The sequence below is a fragment of the Halomonas shengliensis genome (genome assembly GCF_900104135.1).
Classification (GTDB): Bacteria; Pseudomonadota; Gammaproteobacteria; order Pseudomonadales; family Halomonadaceae; genus Halomonas; species Halomonas shengliensis.
Genome location: NZ_FNIV01000013.1, coordinates 44,280 through 60,776 on the forward strand (window position 1 = coordinate 44,280; position 16,497 = coordinate 60,776).

The 16,497-nt window shown below is 71.6% G+C and carries 16 protein-coding genes; 11 read left to right on the forward strand and 5 right to left on the reverse strand.

The genetic code is table 11. The annotated features are described in order from the left end of the window. Positions 1-31: 31 nt before the first annotated feature. The 9 genes from BLP95_RS15105 to BLP95_RS15145 are packed head-to-tail and all read left to right on the forward strand — an operon-like array spanning position 32 to position 8,691. Positions 32-1,117, forward strand: a complete 1,086-nt coding sequence (locus tag BLP95_RS15105) for an NAD(P)/FAD-dependent oxidoreductase (RefSeq protein WP_089680824.1) — start codon at positions 32-34, stop codon at positions 1,115-1,117. Continuing rightward, the gene (locus BLP95_RS15110; protein ID WP_089680826.1) at positions 1,114-2,034 is read left to right on the forward strand and encodes a MerR family transcriptional regulator; all 921 of its coding nucleotides are present in this window, start codon (positions 1,114-1,116) and stop codon (positions 2,032-2,034) included. Before BLP95_RS15105 ends, BLP95_RS15110 begins: the two co-directional genes overlap by 4 nt. A 10-nt stretch (positions 2,035-2,044) precedes the next feature. Then, complete coding sequence (gene phrB, locus BLP95_RS15115) at positions 2,045-3,460, forward strand: deoxyribodipyrimidine photo-lyase (RefSeq protein ID WP_089680828.1); 1,416 nt, start codon at positions 2,045-2,047, stop codon at positions 3,458-3,460. A gap of 29 nt (positions 3,461-3,489) precedes the next feature. Continuing rightward, positions 3,490-3,930 carry a nuclear transport factor 2 family protein gene (locus BLP95_RS15120; RefSeq protein ID WP_089680830.1) on the forward strand — a complete coding sequence of 147 codons (441 nt, stop codon included), beginning with the start codon at positions 3,490-3,492 and terminating at the stop codon, positions 3,928-3,930. 47 nt (positions 3,931-3,977) lie between these two features. Then, a complete protein-coding gene (locus tag BLP95_RS15125) occupies positions 3,978-4,760 on the forward strand; it encodes an SDR family NAD(P)-dependent oxidoreductase (RefSeq protein ID WP_089680832.1) in 783 nt (260 codons plus the stop codon). Continuing rightward, positions 4,760-6,106 carry an NAD(P)/FAD-dependent oxidoreductase gene (locus tag BLP95_RS15130; protein ID WP_089680834.1) on the forward strand — a complete coding sequence of 449 codons (1,347 nt, stop codon included), beginning with the start codon at positions 4,760-4,762 and terminating at the stop codon, positions 6,104-6,106. The genes BLP95_RS15125 and BLP95_RS15130 overlap by 1 nt, the downstream gene beginning before the upstream one ends. Then, positions 6,103-6,876, forward strand: coding sequence for a DUF1365 domain-containing protein (locus tag BLP95_RS15135; RefSeq protein WP_089680836.1), 774 nt, complete (start codon positions 6,103-6,105; stop codon positions 6,874-6,876). The genes BLP95_RS15130 and BLP95_RS15135 overlap by 4 nt, the downstream gene beginning before the upstream one ends. 14 nt (positions 6,877-6,890) lie before the next feature. Further along, entirely contained in the window at positions 6,891-8,177 is a 1,287-nt protein-coding gene (locus tag BLP95_RS15140) for an SAM-dependent methyltransferase (protein WP_176760313.1), read from the forward strand. A 7-nt stretch (positions 8,178-8,184) separates the two neighbouring features. Beyond that, positions 8,185-8,691 carry a DUF2878 domain-containing protein gene (locus tag BLP95_RS15145; RefSeq protein WP_089680838.1) on the forward strand — a complete coding sequence of 169 codons (507 nt, stop codon included), beginning with the start codon at positions 8,185-8,187 and terminating at the stop codon, positions 8,689-8,691. Here the strand turns inward: BLP95_RS15145 and BLP95_RS15150 are convergent. Then, positions 8,656-10,527 carry a putative bifunctional diguanylate cyclase/phosphodiesterase gene (locus BLP95_RS15150; RefSeq protein ID WP_089680840.1) on the reverse strand — a complete coding sequence of 624 codons (1,872 nt, stop codon included), beginning with the start codon at positions 10,525-10,527 and terminating at the stop codon, positions 8,656-8,658. The genes BLP95_RS15145 and BLP95_RS15150 overlap by 36 nt on opposite strands. 189 nt (positions 10,528-10,716) lie before the next feature. Here BLP95_RS15150 and fabA point away from each other — a divergent pair, with 189 nt between their 5' ends. Continuing rightward, entirely contained in the window at positions 10,717-11,232 is a 516-nt protein-coding gene (fabA, locus tag BLP95_RS15155) for a 3-hydroxyacyl-[acyl-carrier-protein] dehydratase FabA (protein ID WP_089680842.1), read from the forward strand. Between the two features lie 13 nt (positions 11,233-11,245). Beyond that, a complete protein-coding gene (gene fabB, locus BLP95_RS15160) occupies positions 11,246-12,463 on the forward strand; it encodes a beta-ketoacyl-ACP synthase I (RefSeq protein ID WP_089680844.1) in 1,218 nt (405 codons plus the stop codon). A 155-nt stretch (positions 12,464-12,618) separates the two neighbouring features. Here fabB and BLP95_RS15165 read toward each other — a convergent pair whose 3' ends face one another. From BLP95_RS15165 to BLP95_RS15180, 4 genes are read right to left on the reverse strand one after another with little or no spacing between them, the layout of a single operon-like run. After that, complete coding sequence (locus BLP95_RS15165; RefSeq protein ID WP_089680846.1) at positions 12,619-13,368, reverse strand: lysophospholipid acyltransferase family protein; 750 nt, start codon at positions 13,366-13,368, stop codon at positions 12,619-12,621. Beyond that, a complete protein-coding gene (locus tag BLP95_RS15170) occupies positions 13,365-14,252 on the reverse strand; it encodes a sugar nucleotide-binding protein (protein WP_089680848.1) in 888 nt (295 codons plus the stop codon). Before BLP95_RS15170 ends, BLP95_RS15165 begins: the two co-directional genes overlap by 4 nt. Positions 14,253-14,292: 40 nt before the next feature. Beyond that, entirely contained in the window at positions 14,293-14,922 is a 630-nt protein-coding gene (ssb, locus tag BLP95_RS15175; protein WP_089680850.1) for a single-stranded DNA-binding protein, read from the reverse strand. 44 nt (positions 14,923-14,966) lie between these two features. Continuing rightward, entirely contained in the window at positions 14,967-16,349 is a 1,383-nt protein-coding gene (locus tag BLP95_RS15180) for an MFS transporter (protein WP_089680851.1), read from the reverse strand. Positions 16,350-16,497: the final 148 nt, after the last annotated feature.

Here is a 16,497-nt window from a genome sequence, read left to right on the forward strand (position 1 = left end):
GTCTAGCGGAAAACCATCCAGCGAGGGTGCCATGACCCAGCCCCACCAGCCTACCGCCATCATCGGTGCCGGCATCGCCGGCCTGGCCTGCGCCCGAGTCCTCGATGCCGCCGGCCTCCCGGTCACCCTGTTCGACAAGGGGCGCGGCCCGGGCGGAAGGATGTCGAGCCGACGACTGCCCGAGGCAACCCTCGACCTCGGCGCCCAGTTCCTGAGTGTGCGCGACGCCACCTTCGCTGCGGCCGTGGAGGGGTGGCGCGCGGCGGGCTGCCTGGCCGAGTGGCCCACCTCGCTGTGGTCCGTCGACGAGCAGGGCTGGCGGCGTCATCGTGACGACCTGACGCGCCTGTGCGGCACGCCACGCATGAGCGCCCTGCCCCGCCACCTGGCGGAGGGCCTCGACCTGCGCCTGGCGACCCGCATCGCAGGCCTTGAGCGCGATGCCCGGGGGTGGTGGCTGGTGGACGCCGAGGACCAGCGCCACGGCCCCTTCGCCCGGGTGGTGGTCAGCGCTCCCGGCCCCCAGGCTGAGGCACTGGTGGAGCCCCACGACACCGCCCTCGCCGAGGCCTGCGCGGCGGTGATCCAGCGCCCCTGCTGGGCCGCCTGGGCGGTGTTCGACGAGCCCCTGGCGGCGCCCCCGGGCGTCGATGACGACTGGCAGGCGGTACGAATGAATGCGCCGGCCCTGCGCTTCGCGGTACGCAACCACCTCAAGCCGGGGCGCGGCGACCAGCCCGAGAGCCTGACCCTGCTGGCCAACCTGGAGTGGAGCCAGGCGCGCCTTGAGGATGGCCCCGAGACCGTCGCCGAGGCGCTGCTCGACGCCTTCCGTCGCGCCCTGCCCGGCGGCGAGCTGCCCGAGCCTGTGGCCATGGGCGCCCACCGCTGGCGCTACGCCCAGCCCGACGTCTTCGCCGCCGGCGAGGCGGTCAATGTCGACTACCGCCTCTCGGCCAGCGGCCTGGCGCTGTGCGGCGACGGCTGGCGCGGCCCGCGCATCGAGGACGCCTGGCTCTCCGGCCACCACCTGGGCGAGGCCCTGGCCGCCGAGGCTAACCGCCCCCCTTTCCCCACCCCTGATGCATCACGCCGCAAAGGACATCCTGCGCCATGAATGATTCGGCCCAGCACGGCGGCGAGACCCCGCTCTACCCCATCCGCGAGGTCTCGCGCCTCACCGGCGTCAACTCCGTGACCCTGCGCGCCTGGGAGCGCCGCTACGGTTTGATCCAACCGCGCCGCACCCCCAAGGGCCACCGCCTCTACGCCCGCGAGGACATCGAGCGGGTCGAGCAGATCCTGCAGTGGCTCAACCGCGGCGTGCCGGTGAGCCAGGTGCGCGAGCTGCTCGACCGCCCCGCCGTCGAACCCGAGGCACCGCCCCCCGACCCCAGCGACTGGCCGGCCCAGCGAGAGCGGCTGGTGGCCGCCGTCGAGGCCCTGGACCTGGGACGCCTGGAGACCCTCTACACCCAGTCGCTGGCGCTCTACCCGGTGGCTACCTGCGTGGCCGAGCTGTGGGCCCCGGCGCTGCGCGAGCTGGAGGAGCGCTGGGGCGACGAGCGCCTGGGCAACGCCCTGCAGCGCCACACCCTGGAGGCCTTCCTGCGCACCCGCATCGGCATGCGCCTCTACCACGCCGAGGCACGCGCCAGCGGCCCGGTACTGCTGGCGATGCCACTGCCCGAGGACCCCGGCACGCTGTGGCTGCAGCTGGCCGCCCTGCTGGCCGGCGAGCACGGCCTGCGGGTGCGGCTGTTCGATGCGCCGCTGCCGCTGGGCGAGCTGCCCCTGGCGGTGGAGCGCCTGGGTGGCGCCGGGGTGCTGCTGGCCGGCAGCCATGCCGGGCGCACCGACCTGATGCGCCGCCAGCTGCCGCGCCTGGCCGAGCTGCTGGAGGTGCCGCTGGGGCTGTGCGGCCCGGTGGCGCGCATCCGCGAGGGCGAGCTCGAGGCGAGCGGTGTGGCGGTGCTCGGCGACGACCTGGACGAGGCGGTCTCCCGCCTGCAGACCCTGCTTCCCCCCGCCTGACGGAGCGGCCATGACCCCGACCCTGATGTGGTTCAGAAGCGACCTGCGCCTGCACGACAACCGCGCCCTGGCCGCCGCGGCGCAGCGCGGCCCGGTGGTGGCGGTATACCTGCGCGCCCTGCCCCACTGGCGGCGCCACGGCCACGGCGCCAACCCGCTCGACTTCCGCGCCCGCGGCGTGGCGGCGCTGAAGGAGGGCCTCGAGGGCCTCAACATCCCGCTGCTGCATCGCGACATCGACGACTTCGCCGAGGCCCCCGCGGCGCTGCTGGCCATCGCCCGGGAGACCGGCGCCGAGGCCCTGCACTTCAACCGCGAGTACCCGGTGGATGAGCTCGCCCGGGACGCCGCGGTGGTCGAGGCCTTCGAGGAGGCCGGTCTCAGCGCCACCGGGCACCATGACGCCGTGGCCTTCGCCCCGGGGGAACTGCTCACCGGCAAGGGCGACTACTACGGGGTCTTCACCCCCTTCGCCAGGGCCTGGCATCGCCGGCTCGACGCCGAACGCCTGGCGCTCAGCGAGGCCCCTTCCCCCCAGGCACCCACCGGGGTCGACAGCGACCCGCTGCCGAGCCTGCCGGCGCTTTCGGACACCCCCATCGACGGCCGCCAGTGGCCCGCCGGCGAGGCGCCGGCCGCCGACCGCCTGGAGCGCTTCCTGCGCTTCCGCGGCCGCCACTACGCCCGCCAGCGGGACTTCCCGGCCGTGCGCGGCACCAGCGAGCTCTCCCCCTACCTGGCGCTGGGCATGATCTCCCACCGCCAGTGCCTGCAGGCGGTGCTGGCCGAGAACGATGGCCGCCTGGCCGAGGGCGACGAGGGCCTGGTCGCCTGGGTCAACGAGCTGGTGTGGCGGGAGTTCTACCGCCACGTGGCGGTGGGCTTCCCGCGGGTCTGTCGCCACCGCGCCTTCCAGCGCCATACCGAGGCGCTGGCCTGGCGCGACGACGAGGAGGGCTTCGCCGCCTGGTGCGAGGGGCGCACCGGCTACCCCATCGTCGACGCCGCCATGCGCCAGCTGGTCGCCACAGGCTGGATGCACAACCGCCTGCGCATGATCACCGCCATGTTCCTCGCCAAGCACCTGCTGATCGACTGGCGGCGCGGCGAGGCCTTCTTCCTGCGCCACCTGGTGGACGGCGAGTTCTGCGCCAACAACGGCGGCTGGCAGTGGGCCGCCTCCACCGGCACCGACGCCGCCCCCTACTTCCGCATCTTCAACCCCACCACCCAGTCGCAGCGCTTCGACCCCGACGGCCGCTTCCTCGCCGAGTGGCTGCCGGAACTCGCCGCGCTGCCGGCGAAGGCGCGCCACGCCCCGCCCCGCGACCTGCTCGGCGACACCGGCTACCCGGCGCCCATCGTCGACCACAAGGCGGCCCGCGCCCGCGCCCTGGACGCCTTCAAGGCCCTGAACCGCGACTGACAGGGGCGACCGAGCCCCGGAGACCCGCCATGCCCGCCGATCCCCAGCTGGAGGCCTTCTTCGCCTTCTTCAATAAGCTCGACAAAAGCTGTACAAATAAGCTCTACGAGTTCTATACTCCCGATGTCGTCTTCCAGGATCCGCTGCACCGGATCGAGGGCGCAGAGGCGCTGGAGCGGTACTTCGCCACCTTGTACAGCAACGTGACAGCATGCCGCTTCGACTTCCACAAGCGGCAGCGCAGCGGCCGGGAGGCCTTCGCCACCTGGACCCTGCACCTGGCCCACCCGCGCCTCGCGGGCGGCAGGGAGTACACGGTCGAGGGATGTTCCCGCCTGACCTTCGCCGACGACGACAGCGGCCGGGTGGCCCGCCATCGCGACTACTTCGATGCCGGCGCCCTGCTCTACGAAAGACTGCCGCTGCTGGGCGGCGCCATCCGGCTGCTGAAGCGCCGGCTCGACGCCTGAGGCCATCTGCCCCGGGCACGGCAACGACCACCACCCCGGGAGGCCCCATGTCCGACACCCCGCGCACCTGGCTCACCGGCGCCACCTCGGGCATCGGCCGCGCCCTGGCCGAGCGACTGCTGGCCCGTGGCGAGCGCGTGGCGCTCAGCGGTCGCGACGCCGAGGCGCTGGAGGCCCTGGCGGCGCGCCACCCCAACGCCCTGGTGCTGCCCCTGGACGTCACCGACCGTGCCGCGGTGCGCGAGGCCGGCGCCCGCCTCGAGGCGGCCTTCGGCGGACTCGACCGGGTGATCCTCAACGCCGGCACCTGCGAATACCTGGCGGCGAGCGACTTCGACGTGGACCTGGTGGAGCGGGTTTTCGCCCCCAACTTCCATGGCGCCGTCTACTGCATCGACGCGGCCCTGCCGCTGCTGCGCCGCGCCCGGGCCGAGGGGGGCCGACCGCTGCTCGCCGCCACCTCCAGCGCCGCCGCCTACCTGCCGCTGCCCCGGGCCGAGGCCTACGGCGCCTCCAAGGCGGCGCTGAGCCACTTCCTGGAGTCGCTGCGCCTCGACCTCGCCGGCGAGGGGATCGACGTCAGCGTGATCCACCCCGGCTTCGTGCGCACCCCGCTCACCGACCGCAACGACTTCCCGATGCCCATGCGCGTGGAGGTCGACGCGGCCGCCGAGGCGATCCTCAAGGGGCTCGACCGGCGCCGGCTGGACATCCACTTCCCCCGCCGCTTCACCCTGCTGGTGAAGCTGACGGGCATCCTGCCCGCCGCCCTGCGCTACCGGCTGGGGCGGCGCCTGACGCGGCCCGAGGCCGCCCCGGAGGCCCGTTGATGAATGCCCCGACGTCCCATTCCATGGCTCCCCGGCGCATCGCCGTGATCGGCAGCGGCATCGCCGGCATGGCCGCCGGCTGGTACCTCTCGGGCCGCCACGAGGTGACCCTGTTCGAGGCCGACGAACGGCTGGGCGGCCACACCGCCACCGTGGATGTCGAGCTGGAGGGTCGGCACTACGCCATCGATACCGGCTTCATCGTCTTCAACGACTGGACCTACCCCCACTTCCAGCGGCTGATGCAGCGCCTGGGGGTGCATGCCCAGCCCACCGAGATGAGCTTCTCGGTACACGAGACGGCTCGCGACTTCGAGTACAACGGCCACACCCTGGCGACCCTCTTCGCCCAGCGTCGCAACCTGCTGCGCCCCAGCTTCCACGCCCTGCTGCGCGACATCCTACGCTTCAACCGCGAGGCGATACGGGCCATGGACGAGGGCCAGCTGGACCCGGCGCTGACCCTCGGCGAGTGGCTGGCGGCCCGCGGCTTCGGCGAGGCCTTCCAGCGCCGCTACCTGCTGCCCATGGGGGCGGCGATCTGGTCGGCGAGCCTGCGCGACCTGCGCGACTTCCCGCTGCAGTTCTTCGTGCGCTTCTTCCGCCACCACGGCCTGCTCTCGGTCAACGACCGCCCCCAGTGGTACACCCTGGTCGGCGGCTCGCGCAGCTACATCCCGCTGCTCACCGCGCCCTACGCAAGCCGCATCCGCCTGGCCACCCCGGTGCGCGGCATCCGCCGCCTGCGCGACGGGGTCGAGGTGAGAAGCCCGCTGGGGGTCGAGCGCTTCGACGAGGTGGTGCTGGCCTGCCACGCCGACCAGGCGCTGGCGCTGCTGGAGGACCCGAGCCCCGCCGAGCGCGAGATCCTTGGCGCCCTGCCCTACCAGGACAACGAGGTGGTGCTGCACACCGACACCCGCCTGCTGCCGCGTCGGCCTCGCGCCTGGGCGAGCTGGAACTACCGCCTCGACGGCCGCGACGAGGCGGCCAGGGTCTCAGTCACCTACGACATGAACATCCTGCAGCGCCTGGAGGCGCCCCACACCTTCTGCGTCACCCTCAACGACAGCGACGCCATCGCGGCGGAGAAGGTGCTCGGCCGCTTCACCTACGCCCATCCCCAGTTCACCCTGGCGGGCGAAGCGGCCAAGGCGCGCCACGCCGAGATCTCCGGCGGTGCCCGGCGCACCCACTACTGCGGCGCCTACTGGCGCAACGGCTTCCACGAGGACGGGGTGTGGAGCGCCCTGCGGGTCGCCCACGCCCTGGGCGGCGACGAGGCGGGGCCCGAGGGCATCGCCACCCTGCTCGCCCCGGTGGTCGAGGAGGCCGTGCGCGCATGATCGCCTCGCCCCGCTCGCGCATCTACCGCGGCGAGCTGCGCCACCGCCGCTTCCTGCCCCGTGGCCACGCCTTCACCTACGGGGTGTGGATGGCCTGGCTCGACCTCGACGAGCTACCCGCGCTGTTCGACGGGGTACCCGGCTTCAGTGCCCGGCGCCCCGCCCTGGCACGCTTCCGGCGCGAGGACCATCTCAAGGGCGATCTTGGCCCAGACGAGCGGCCGCTCAAGGAGGCGGTACGCGAGGAGCTGACGCGCCAGCTGGGCTGGGCGCCGGATGGGCGCATCTGCCTGCTCACCCAGCTGCGCACCCTGGGGCTCGGCTTCAACCCCATCTCCCTCTACTACGCCTTCGACGCCGCGGGCGCGCTGCGCGCCGTGCTGGGCGAGGTGAGCAACACCCCCTGGGGGGAGCGCACCCGCTACGCCTGCGCGGTGGACCCGGCCCGCCACTCCCACGCCGCCGAGTTCGCCAAGGCGATGCATGTGTCGCCCTTCAACCCCATGGACATGACCTATCGCTGGCGCTTCAACACCCCCGGCGAGCGCCTGCTGATGCACATGGAGACCTGGCACGAGGGGGAGTGCCACTTCGACGCCACCCTGACCCTGACGGCACGCCCGGCGACCCGCCGCGTGCTGCTGGGCACCCTGGCGCGCCAGCCGTGGATGAGCGCCAAGACCCTGGCCGGCATCCATCTCGAGGCGCTGCGCCTGTGGGCCAAGCGCGTGCCGATCCATGACCACCCCGGCCACGCCGCCGACCGCTAGCAGGAGAGACCGACGTGAACACGCTGCGCTCCGCCTCCACCGCCCGTCCCCTCGAGGACGACGCCGACCGCCTGACCCGCTGGCTGCGCCCGCGCCTGCTGGCCCAGCTCGACCGCCTGGAGGGCGGCGAGATCACCCTGATCGAGGGGCATCGCCGCCACCGCCTGGGCCAGGGCGGGCCGCTCGCCGTCACCCTGGTGGTGCGCGACAGCCGGGTGTGGAAGCGCCTGGCGCTGGGCGGCACCGTGGGCGCGGCGGAGGCCTACATGGAGGGGGACTGGGACGCCGACGACCTGGTCGCCCTGGTGCGGCTGTTCGCCGCCAACCTCGAGCGGGTCAACGGCGAGATCGAGACCGGCAGCGCCCGCCTCGGCCGCTGGCTGCTGGCCGCCCTCTATCGCCTGCAGCGCAACAGCCTCGCCGGTTCGCGGCGCAACATCTCGGCCCACTACGACATCGGCAACGACCTGTTCGCGACCTTCCTGGACCGCGACCACCGCATGTACTCCAGCGCCGTCTTCCCCTACCCGGAAGCGAGCCTGGAGGAGGCCTCCACCTTCAAGCTGGACATCATGCTGGAGCGCCTCGACGTGCGCCCCGAGCACCACCTGCTGGAGATCGGCACCGGCTGGGGCGGGCTCGCCATCCACGCGGCGAAGACCCGCGGCTGCCGGGTCACCACCACCACCATCTCCGAGGAGCAGTACGCCTACACCGCGCGGCGCATCGAGGAGGAGGGACTCGGCAAGCGCATCACCCTGCTGAAGCAGGACTACCGCGAGCTAGAGGGCCGCTACGACCGGCTGATCTCGGTGGAGATGATCGAGGCGGTGGGCCACCAGTACCTGGAGACCTACCTCGCCACCCTGGATCGCCTGCTCAGCGACGACGGCCTGGCGATGCTGCAGGCGATCACCATCCGCGACCAGCGCTTCGAGGCCGCCAAGCGCGAGATGGACTTCATCAAGCGGCATATCTTCCCCGGCGGCTTCCTGCCCTCCCATCACGCCATCCTCTCCGGCCTGGCCCGGCGTACCTCGCTCAACGTGCTGGCCCTCGACGAGATCGGTCCTCACTACGCGCGCACCCTGCGCGAGTGGCGCCAGCGCTTCGAGGCGAACCTGGAGACGGTGCGCAACCTCGGCTACGACGAGCGCTTCATCCGCATGTGGCGCTACTACCTCTGCTACTGCGAGGGGGGCTTCATCGAGCGCACCATCGGCACCTGCCACCTGCTGCTGGCCAAGCCCGGCGCCCGCCCCGTGCCGCTCTCCGGTGCCCTGGCAACCGCCGATGGCTGAGAGCGTGATGCGTCGCCCCGCCACGCTCCGCCTGGTGGCCAACCTGGTCGCCTTCGAGGCGGGCTGGACGGCCTGCGTGCTGGGCGGCAGCCTGGTGGGCGCGCTGGTGGCCGGGGCGCTCCTCGCCGCCCACCTGCGCTGGGTGGCACGCCCGGGGGAGTGGCGCTGGCTGGTCGGCTTCGCCCTGCTGGGCCTGGCGGTGGACGGCGGCCTGGCGCTGGTCGGCGGCTTCACCTTCACCGAGACACCGCTCGTCCTCGGCCTGCTGCCAGCCTGGCTGTGGCTGCTGTGGCCCCTGTTCGCCACCCTGCTCCACCACTCGCTGGCCTGGCTGTGGACCCGCCCGCGGCTCGCCGTCCTGGGCGGCGCGGTGGGCGGCCCGCTCTCCTACTACGCCGGCGCCGAGCTCGCCGGCGTCACCCTGGCGCCCTGGCTGCTCCCCGTCCAGGCGCTCGTCTGGGCCGGCCTCTGCCTGTGGCTATGTCGGCGCCTGGGAGAGCGCCCGGCTCCCTGAGGGCGCAGGTGAGGCCTCGTCGGCCCGGCGCCAGCGCGCCTCCAGCGCCTCGGCGACCTCGGGGCGGCCATAGAAGAACCCCTGGACCAGCTCGCAGCCTGCCGCCGCCAGGAAGTCACGTTGCGGGGCGCTCTCCACGCCTTCTGCCACCACCTCCAGGCCCAGCCCCCGGGCCATGGCCATGACCGCGGTGACGATGGCGGCATCCGCGCGATCCTCCGGCAGCGAGCGGACGAAGGCTCGGTCCAGCTTGAGCTTGTCCAGCGGCAGCTCCTTCAGGTAACCGAGGGAGGAGTAGCCGGTGCCGAAGTCATCGATGGCGACGGGATGCCCCTTACGGCGCAGCCTGGCGAGGCGTGGCGCCACATCCCCCGCACGCTCGTCCAGCAGCACCGACTCGGTGAGCTCTAGCCCCAGGGCACTAGGCGGCACACCGTGGCGCGCCACGCCGGCCGCCAGGGTATTCTCAAGGTCTCCCTGGAAGAGCTGCATCGCCGAGATGTTGATCCATACGGTGATGTCAGGCATGCCCCGTCGCCGCCAGTGGGCCAGCTGGGCCAGTGCCTGGTCGATCACCCAGTTGCCCAGAGCCGCCATCAGGCCATGGCGCTCGGCCAGGGGAATGAAGTCGCCCGGCGAGACCAGGCCGTCGACGGGATGATGCCAGCGAAGTAGCGCCTCGGCGCCAGCCAGACCGTCATCCGTCAGGCGGAACTGCGGCTGGTAGTGGAGCGCCAGCTGGCCGCCGGCAGCGAGGGCATCGCGCAGGTCGTTGAGCAGCCGCAGCTGGGGGCCCTCCTGGACGTCCAGGGCCGGGCGGAAGCGCTGGCTATGATTGCGGCCGTTGCGCTTGGCAGTGTAGAGGGCCGACTCGAGGCGCTGGAACAACACCCCGGCGTCCTGGCCATCCTCGGGGGCACGGCAGCTGCCGATGGTCAGGCCAAGCCGCAGGCTATGGCGGTCGATCTCGAAGGGCTGGCAGAGATGGTCACGCAGGTTGGCCACCCAGCGATCATGGTCGTTGAAGGTAGTGGTGCGGATGACCAGGAACTCGTCGCCCCCCAGGCGCCCCACGACGCCACCCGCCACATGGCCGGCCAGACGCTGGGCGAAGCGGGCCAGCAGGCGGTCACCGAGGTCGACGCCGATACCATCATTGATCTCCTTGAACCCGTCGATGTCGATCAGCGCCATGTCGACCATCTCGCCGGCGCGCAGATGGCGCAGGCGCGAGGCGAGCAGGTCCTGGAGGCGACGACGGTTGGGCAGGCCAGTCAGCGGATCCTCGAAGGCGATGCGCTGCAGGTCCTTCTCCCGCGCCTTGTGCATGGAGATGTCCGTGAACAGGCAGACATGGTGCGGGTCGCGCCCGGTGGCATCCGGGATCGCCTGCACCCTCAGCCACTCCGGGTACTCCTCGCCCTGCTTGCGGCGGCTCCACAGCTCACCCTCCCAGCGGCCCGACGACTGCAGGCTCTGCCGGAAGCGCTCGAAGAAGGCCGCGTCGTGGCGCGGCGCCGCCAGGTTGGCGATGACCTGCCCTCGCACCTCGTCGGGGGCATACCCGGTGATGCGGGTGAAGGCGGGGTTGACCGCCAGGATGCGATGCTCGGCATCGGTGATGATGGCGCCTTCCTCGGTGAGGTTCAGCGCCCCCTCGCACAACTGGCGTCGCCGGTGCTCTGCCTGGATGACGCGCCAGGCGTCGAGGATGCCCACGCCGACCAGGACCGCGGCCGCGAGCCTCAGTGGCCAGTCGGGGAGCCAGATGCTGGCCGAGAAGGCGGAGAGCGACAGCCAGAGCAACGGACGACTCAGGGAAAAGGCAGACCACATTAAGGAGAGGCTCCCTTTGACCATTCGGGTGGAGCGCCACCAAGAGATGACGCATGATAGCGAGGTTATCGACCGAACCGGCACAAACTGTAACCCGGCCCAGCGACGGCTCGGCGCCACCGGCGTGCATTCCCCCGGCACGGACAGTAGACTAGGCGGCGAACAATATTCGACTCTCGGAATGACTCAGTGACCAAGCAACACTCCTTCGACCGCGATGAACTGCTGGCCTGCTCGCGGGGCGAGCTGTTCGGCCCCGGCAACGCCCAGCTGCCGGCCCCCAACATGCTGATGCTCGACCGCATCACCTCGATCACCGAGGACGGCGGCGAGCACGGCAAGGGCGAGCTGCTCGCCGAGCTCGATATCTCCCCCGACCTGTGGTTCTTCGACTGCCACTTCCCCGGGGACCCGGTGATGCCCGGCTGCCTGGGCCTGGACGCCATGTGGCAGCTGGTGGGCTTCTACCTGGGCTGGTTGGGCCACCCGGGTCGCGGTCGCGCCCTGGGCTGCGGCGAGGTGAAGTTCACCGGCCAGATCCTCCCCGACGCCTCGAAGGTCACCTACCGCATCAACATCAAGCGCATCATCACCCGGCGCCTGATCCTCGGCATGGCCGACGGCACCGTCTCCGTCGACGGCCGCGACATCTACCAGGCCAACGACCTGCGCGTGGGCCTGTTCACCTCCACCGCGAACTTCTGACCAGGAGGCTTCCATGCGACGAGTGGTAGTCACCGGCCTGGGCATCGTCTCCTGCCTGGGCAATGACCGACAGCAGGTTCTCGAGGCGCTCAGGGAGGGGCGCTCCGGCATTCGTTTCAAGGAGGAGTACGCCGAGCGAGGCTTCCGCAGCCAGGTGGCCGGGGTGGTCGACATCGACCTCGACGCCCTGGTGGACCGCAAGCTGCGCCGCTTCATGGGCGACGCCGCGGCCTACGCCTATGTCAGCATGGCCCAGGCCATCGAGGACTCGGGGCTGGCCCCGGAGATGGTCTCCAACGAGCGTACCGGCCTGATCGCCGGCTCCGGCGGCGCCTCCAGCGCCAACCAGGTGGAGGCCGCCGACGTCATGCGCGAGAAGGGACTGCGCCGCGTGGGGCCCTACCGGGTCACCCGCACCATGGGCAGCACCGTCTCCGCCTGCCTGGCGACGCCGTTCAAGATCAAGGGGGTCAACTACTCGATCTCCTCGGCCTGCGCCACCTCGGCCCACTGCATCGGCAACGCCGTGGAGCAGATCCAGATGGGCAAGCAGGACGTGGTCTTCGCCGGCGGCGGCGAGGAGGAGCACTGGACCCTCTCCTGCCTGTTCGACGCCATGGGCGCGCTCTCGACCCACTACAACGACACCCCGGAGAAGGCCTCGCGCCCCTATGACCAGGCCCGCGACGGCTTCGTCATCGCCGGCGGCGGCGGCATGCTGGTGCTCGAGGAGCTCGAGCATGCGCGCGCCCGCGGCGCGAAGATCTACGCCGAGGTGACCGGCTACGGCGCCACCTCCGACGGCCACGATATGGTCGCCCCCTCCGGCGAGGGCGCGATGCGCTGCATGCGCCAGGCCATGGCCACCGTCAATGGGCCGATCGACTACATCAACACCCACGGCACCTCGACGCCGGTGGGCGACGTGGCCGAGCTCAAGGCGATCCGCGAGGTGTTCGGCGACTCGACCCCGGCGATGAGCTCCACCAAGTCGCTGACCGGCCACTCCCTGGGCGCCACCGGCGTGCAGGAGGCGATCTACGCGCTGCTGATGATGGAGAACGACTTCATCGCCGCCTCGGCCAACGTCGAGACCCTCGACGAGCAGGCCGACGGCTTCGATATCGTCACCCAGCGCCGCGACGGCGTGAAGGTGGCGCGGGTGCTCTCCAACAGCTTCGGCTTCGGCGGCACCAACGCCTGCCTGGTGCTGGAGAAGCTGCGCGACTGAGCGCGGCGCCTCTCCAGCCACCACACCTCTCCATCGCCGTAACACACCAAGGGCGCCCCATGGGGCGCCCTTGGTGCTTGGGTCAATCGCGCGGGCCCTTCTTAAGGCATGCCCTCATCGGCGCAGGCTTCATCGGCGATGACGGCAGCACCCCATCAGGCGGGCTGGCGCGCCTCCTCGCGCACCGGCCGCGGCACCTCGGAGACCTCGGCCAACCGCGCCTCGATCCACGCCTCGGTCTCGGCCAGCACCTCCTCCGGGCTGCGCCCCTCGGTGGGGATGGGTTCGCCCACCACCAGCGACAGCCGCCCGGGGTTCTTCACCCAGTGGCGCCCCGGCCAGCGCTCGCCGGCGTTGTGGGCCACCGGCACCACCGGCACCCCGGCGCGGCAGGCGATCACCGCCCCGCTCTTGTTGTAGCGGCGCCGGCTACCCGGCGCGACCCGGGTCCCCTCGGGGAAGATCAGCACCGAGAGCCCCTCCTCCAGACGCCGCTTGCCCTGGGTGAGCACCTGCTTCATGGCTCGTGCGGGCCGGGAGCGGTCCAGGGCGATGGGGTGCAGCAGGCGCAGCCCCCAGCCGAAAATCGGGATGTTGAGCAACTCCTTCTTGAGCACCGTGCACACCGGCGGCTTGAGCAGCTGCAGGTAGACGGTCTCCCACTCGCACTGGTGGTTGGCCAGGATCACGCAGGGGCCGTCGGGCAGGTGCTCGCGCCCGCGGATGTCGTAGCGCACCCCCACTACCAGCCGGAACCAGGCGATGATGAAGTGGTTGTAGAGGTTGAGCAGGCGGTAGCGGGAGCGCAGCGGCAGGAAGGGCGCCGGCGGCAGGAACAGCACCCCGCACACCACCATGGCGAGGAAGTAGCCCAGGTAGAAGAGCAGGCTGCGCAGGGTGTTCATGCCCCCTCCTCCCCCGCGGTGCACTCCTCGGCATGGGCGCGGCACCAGGCATCGAGCATATTGCCAAGCTCCAGCCGCCACGGCTTCTGGTGCACGCCGAAGGCCTCCAGCACCCGCCGGCAGTTGAGCACGCGACGCAGCGGATGGTCGTGGTGGTGGTGCAGGGCGCGGATGGGTCCCAGCGGGCGATGGTCGCCGCGCCCTTCGAGGCGGGTGGCGAGCTGGGTGCGCACCACCGAGACGAAGGTGTAGACGCTCACCGGCTCGGTGCCGGCCAGGTGGTAGCTGCCCCAGGCGTCGGCGCCGCACTGCTGCTGCTGCAGCATGCCGACCAGCGCCATGGCCACGGCGTCCGCCGAGGTGGGGCAGCAGGTCACGTCGGCCTCGCCGCGCACCTCGCCGCCGGTGATCAGGGTATCGATCAGCTCGTTGAGCCAGGCATGGCTCCCCTCCAGGGCGAACAGCGGCCCCAGGCGCACGATCAGGTGGTGCGGATGCTCGGCGCGGATGCGATCACCGGTGGCCACCAGGCGGCGCAGGCTCTCGTCCCGCGGCCGCGGGATCACATGCTCGTCGATGGGCTCGGCGAAGCCGTCCTCGTAGAGCTGGTCCGAGACGCACCACACCAGCGGGATGCGTGCCTCGCGGCACGCCTCCATGCAGCGCTCGACCGCCTCGGCATGGGCGGTGACCTCGGCCGGCGCGGCGACGATCGGCCGCGACAGCGGCGGGATCACCAGCGCATCCGGGGCCAGCGCCGCGAGCCGCTCGGCGTCCAGCGCCAGCCCCTCCTCGATGGTCAGCTCGGTATCCGAGCGGCGGTTGGCCTCCCGGGCCAGGGCCAGGCTCAGGCAGTGACCGGCGTCCAGTACCAGCAGCTTCACGGGCGCATCTCCCTCGGCATGGCGTCAGCGCAGCGCCTGCTCAGAATGGAATCTCGTCGTCGAAGTCATCGAAGCTGCCCGGGTCGGGCGCGCCGAAGTTGCCGCCCTGCTGGTTCCCCTGCTGCTGTCCGCCGCCCTGGGCGGGGCGCTGCGGAGGCTGCTGGGGCGGACGCTGGGGGGCGCCGCCACCCTGCTGCTGACCGCCGAAGCCGCCCCCCTGGGGCTGGCCGCCATAGTTGCCCTGGGGCGGCGGGCCACCCTGGGGCTGACCCCCATAGCCGCCCTGCTGGGGCTGGCCGCCGTAGCCGCCGCCCTGGAAGTCGCCACCGCCGCCACGGGAGTCGAGCATCTGCATGTCGTTGACCACGATCTCGGTGGTGTAGCGGTCCTGGCCGTCCTGCCCCTGCCACTTGCGGGTCTGCAGGCGCCCCTCCACGTAGATCTTGCTGCCCTTCTTCAGGTACTGCTGGGCGATCTCGGCGGTCTTGTTGAACATCACCAGGCGATGCCATTCGGTGCGCTCCTGGCGCTGGCCGCTCTGGCGGTCCATCCAGGTGTCGGTGGTCGCCAGGTTGACGTTGGCCACGGCGGTACCGGAGGGCGTGAAGCGAACCTCGGGGTCCTGCCCCAGGTTGCCGATGAGGATGACCTTGTTGACGCCACGGGCCATGCGGGACTCCTTGTTGTCATGAATACGATGTCATGAACGCGTTGTCATGACTGCTGCGTGTCGATCAGTCTCGCCAGCGCCTGCTCGTCGAGGCGCTGGCGGTCCACCTTGAGATAGGCCAGGCGCTCCTCGGGGACCACCAGCACGTCCTCCACCCCGGCCACCTCGGCGAACTTCGCCATCAGGGTCTCCAGGGCATCATCGCCGTGATCCTCGTCCAGTGCCACCACCTCGCTGGCCAGGTGCGGCGGCGGGCGCATGCCCAGCATCACCACGAACCACGCCAGCGCCAGGATGGCGGCCCCCAGGAACACCGCGGAGAGGCCCCACTGCTGGGCCAGGGCCCCGCCCAGCACGCCGCCCAGGAAGGCGCCCAGGAACTGGCTGGTGGAGTAGACCCCCATGGCGGTGCCCTTGGCACCGGCCGGGGCCAGCTTGCTGAGCAGCGAGGGCAGCGTGGCCTCCAGCAGATTGAAGCCCACGAAGAACAGCCACAGCCAGGCCAGCAAGGCCCACAGCCCCGCGCCGAGCCACGCCAGGCCCAGCAGGCTGACCAGCATGGCGGCGATGGCCAGCAGCACCATCGCCTTCATCCGGCGGCGCTTCTCGGCGACCACCACCAGCGGCACCATGCCCAGGAAGGCCAGCGCCATCACCCCGAGGTAGGCCAGGCCGTGGCGCTCGGTGGCGATGCCGGCGTCGAGCAGCCGGAATGGCACCGCGACGAAGATCGCCATCAGCACCAGGTGGAGGGCGAAGATGGAGAGGTCCAGGCGCAGCAGCTCGGGGCGCCCCAGGATGCGCCCCAGCTGGGCGCGGTCGATGCCCACGTCGCGGTGACGCAGGCGGCGCGGCGCGCGAGGCACCAGCTTCCACAGCACCGGCAGCCCCAGGGCGGCCAGGGCGGCGGTGAACCAGAACACCCCGGCAAGCCCGAAGGCCCCCGCCACCAGCGGGCCCAGCACCATGGCCACGGCGAAGGCCACGCCGATGGAGAGGCCGATGGTGGCCATGGCGGCGGTACGCACCTGCTCGCGGGTCTGGTCGGCGAGCAGTGCCATGATCGCCGCGGCCACCGCACCGCTGCCCTGCAGGCAGCGGCCGAGGATCACCCCGCCGATGCTGTCGGCGCTGGCGGCCACCACGCTGCCGAGCAGGAACAGCAGCAGCCCGGCGGCGATCACCGGCTTGCGCCCCAGGCGGTCGGAGAGCAGGCCGAAGGGGATCTGCAGCGCCGCCTGGGTCAGGCCGTAGATGCCCAGCGCCAGCCCCACCAGCAGCGGCGTGGCGCCGGCCAGGTCGTCGGCGTACAGCGCCAGCACCGGCAGCACCATGAACAGGCCCAGCATGCGGGTGGCGTAGAGACCGGCCAGGCCGGTGATGGCGCGCCGTTCGGCGGGGAGCAGCAGCCCGGAGAGCTTGCGCATAGACGTAGCGGTTCTTCCCTGGAGGGGCGTCGTGCGCCCGGGAGTGGACCGCCTATTCTAGCGGCTCGCCACCACCCAGGGAAAGCCGGCGCCGGGTCGCGCTTTGCCGGCGCCGGACGCCGGCTCGTATAATGGCGCTTTTGCCGCG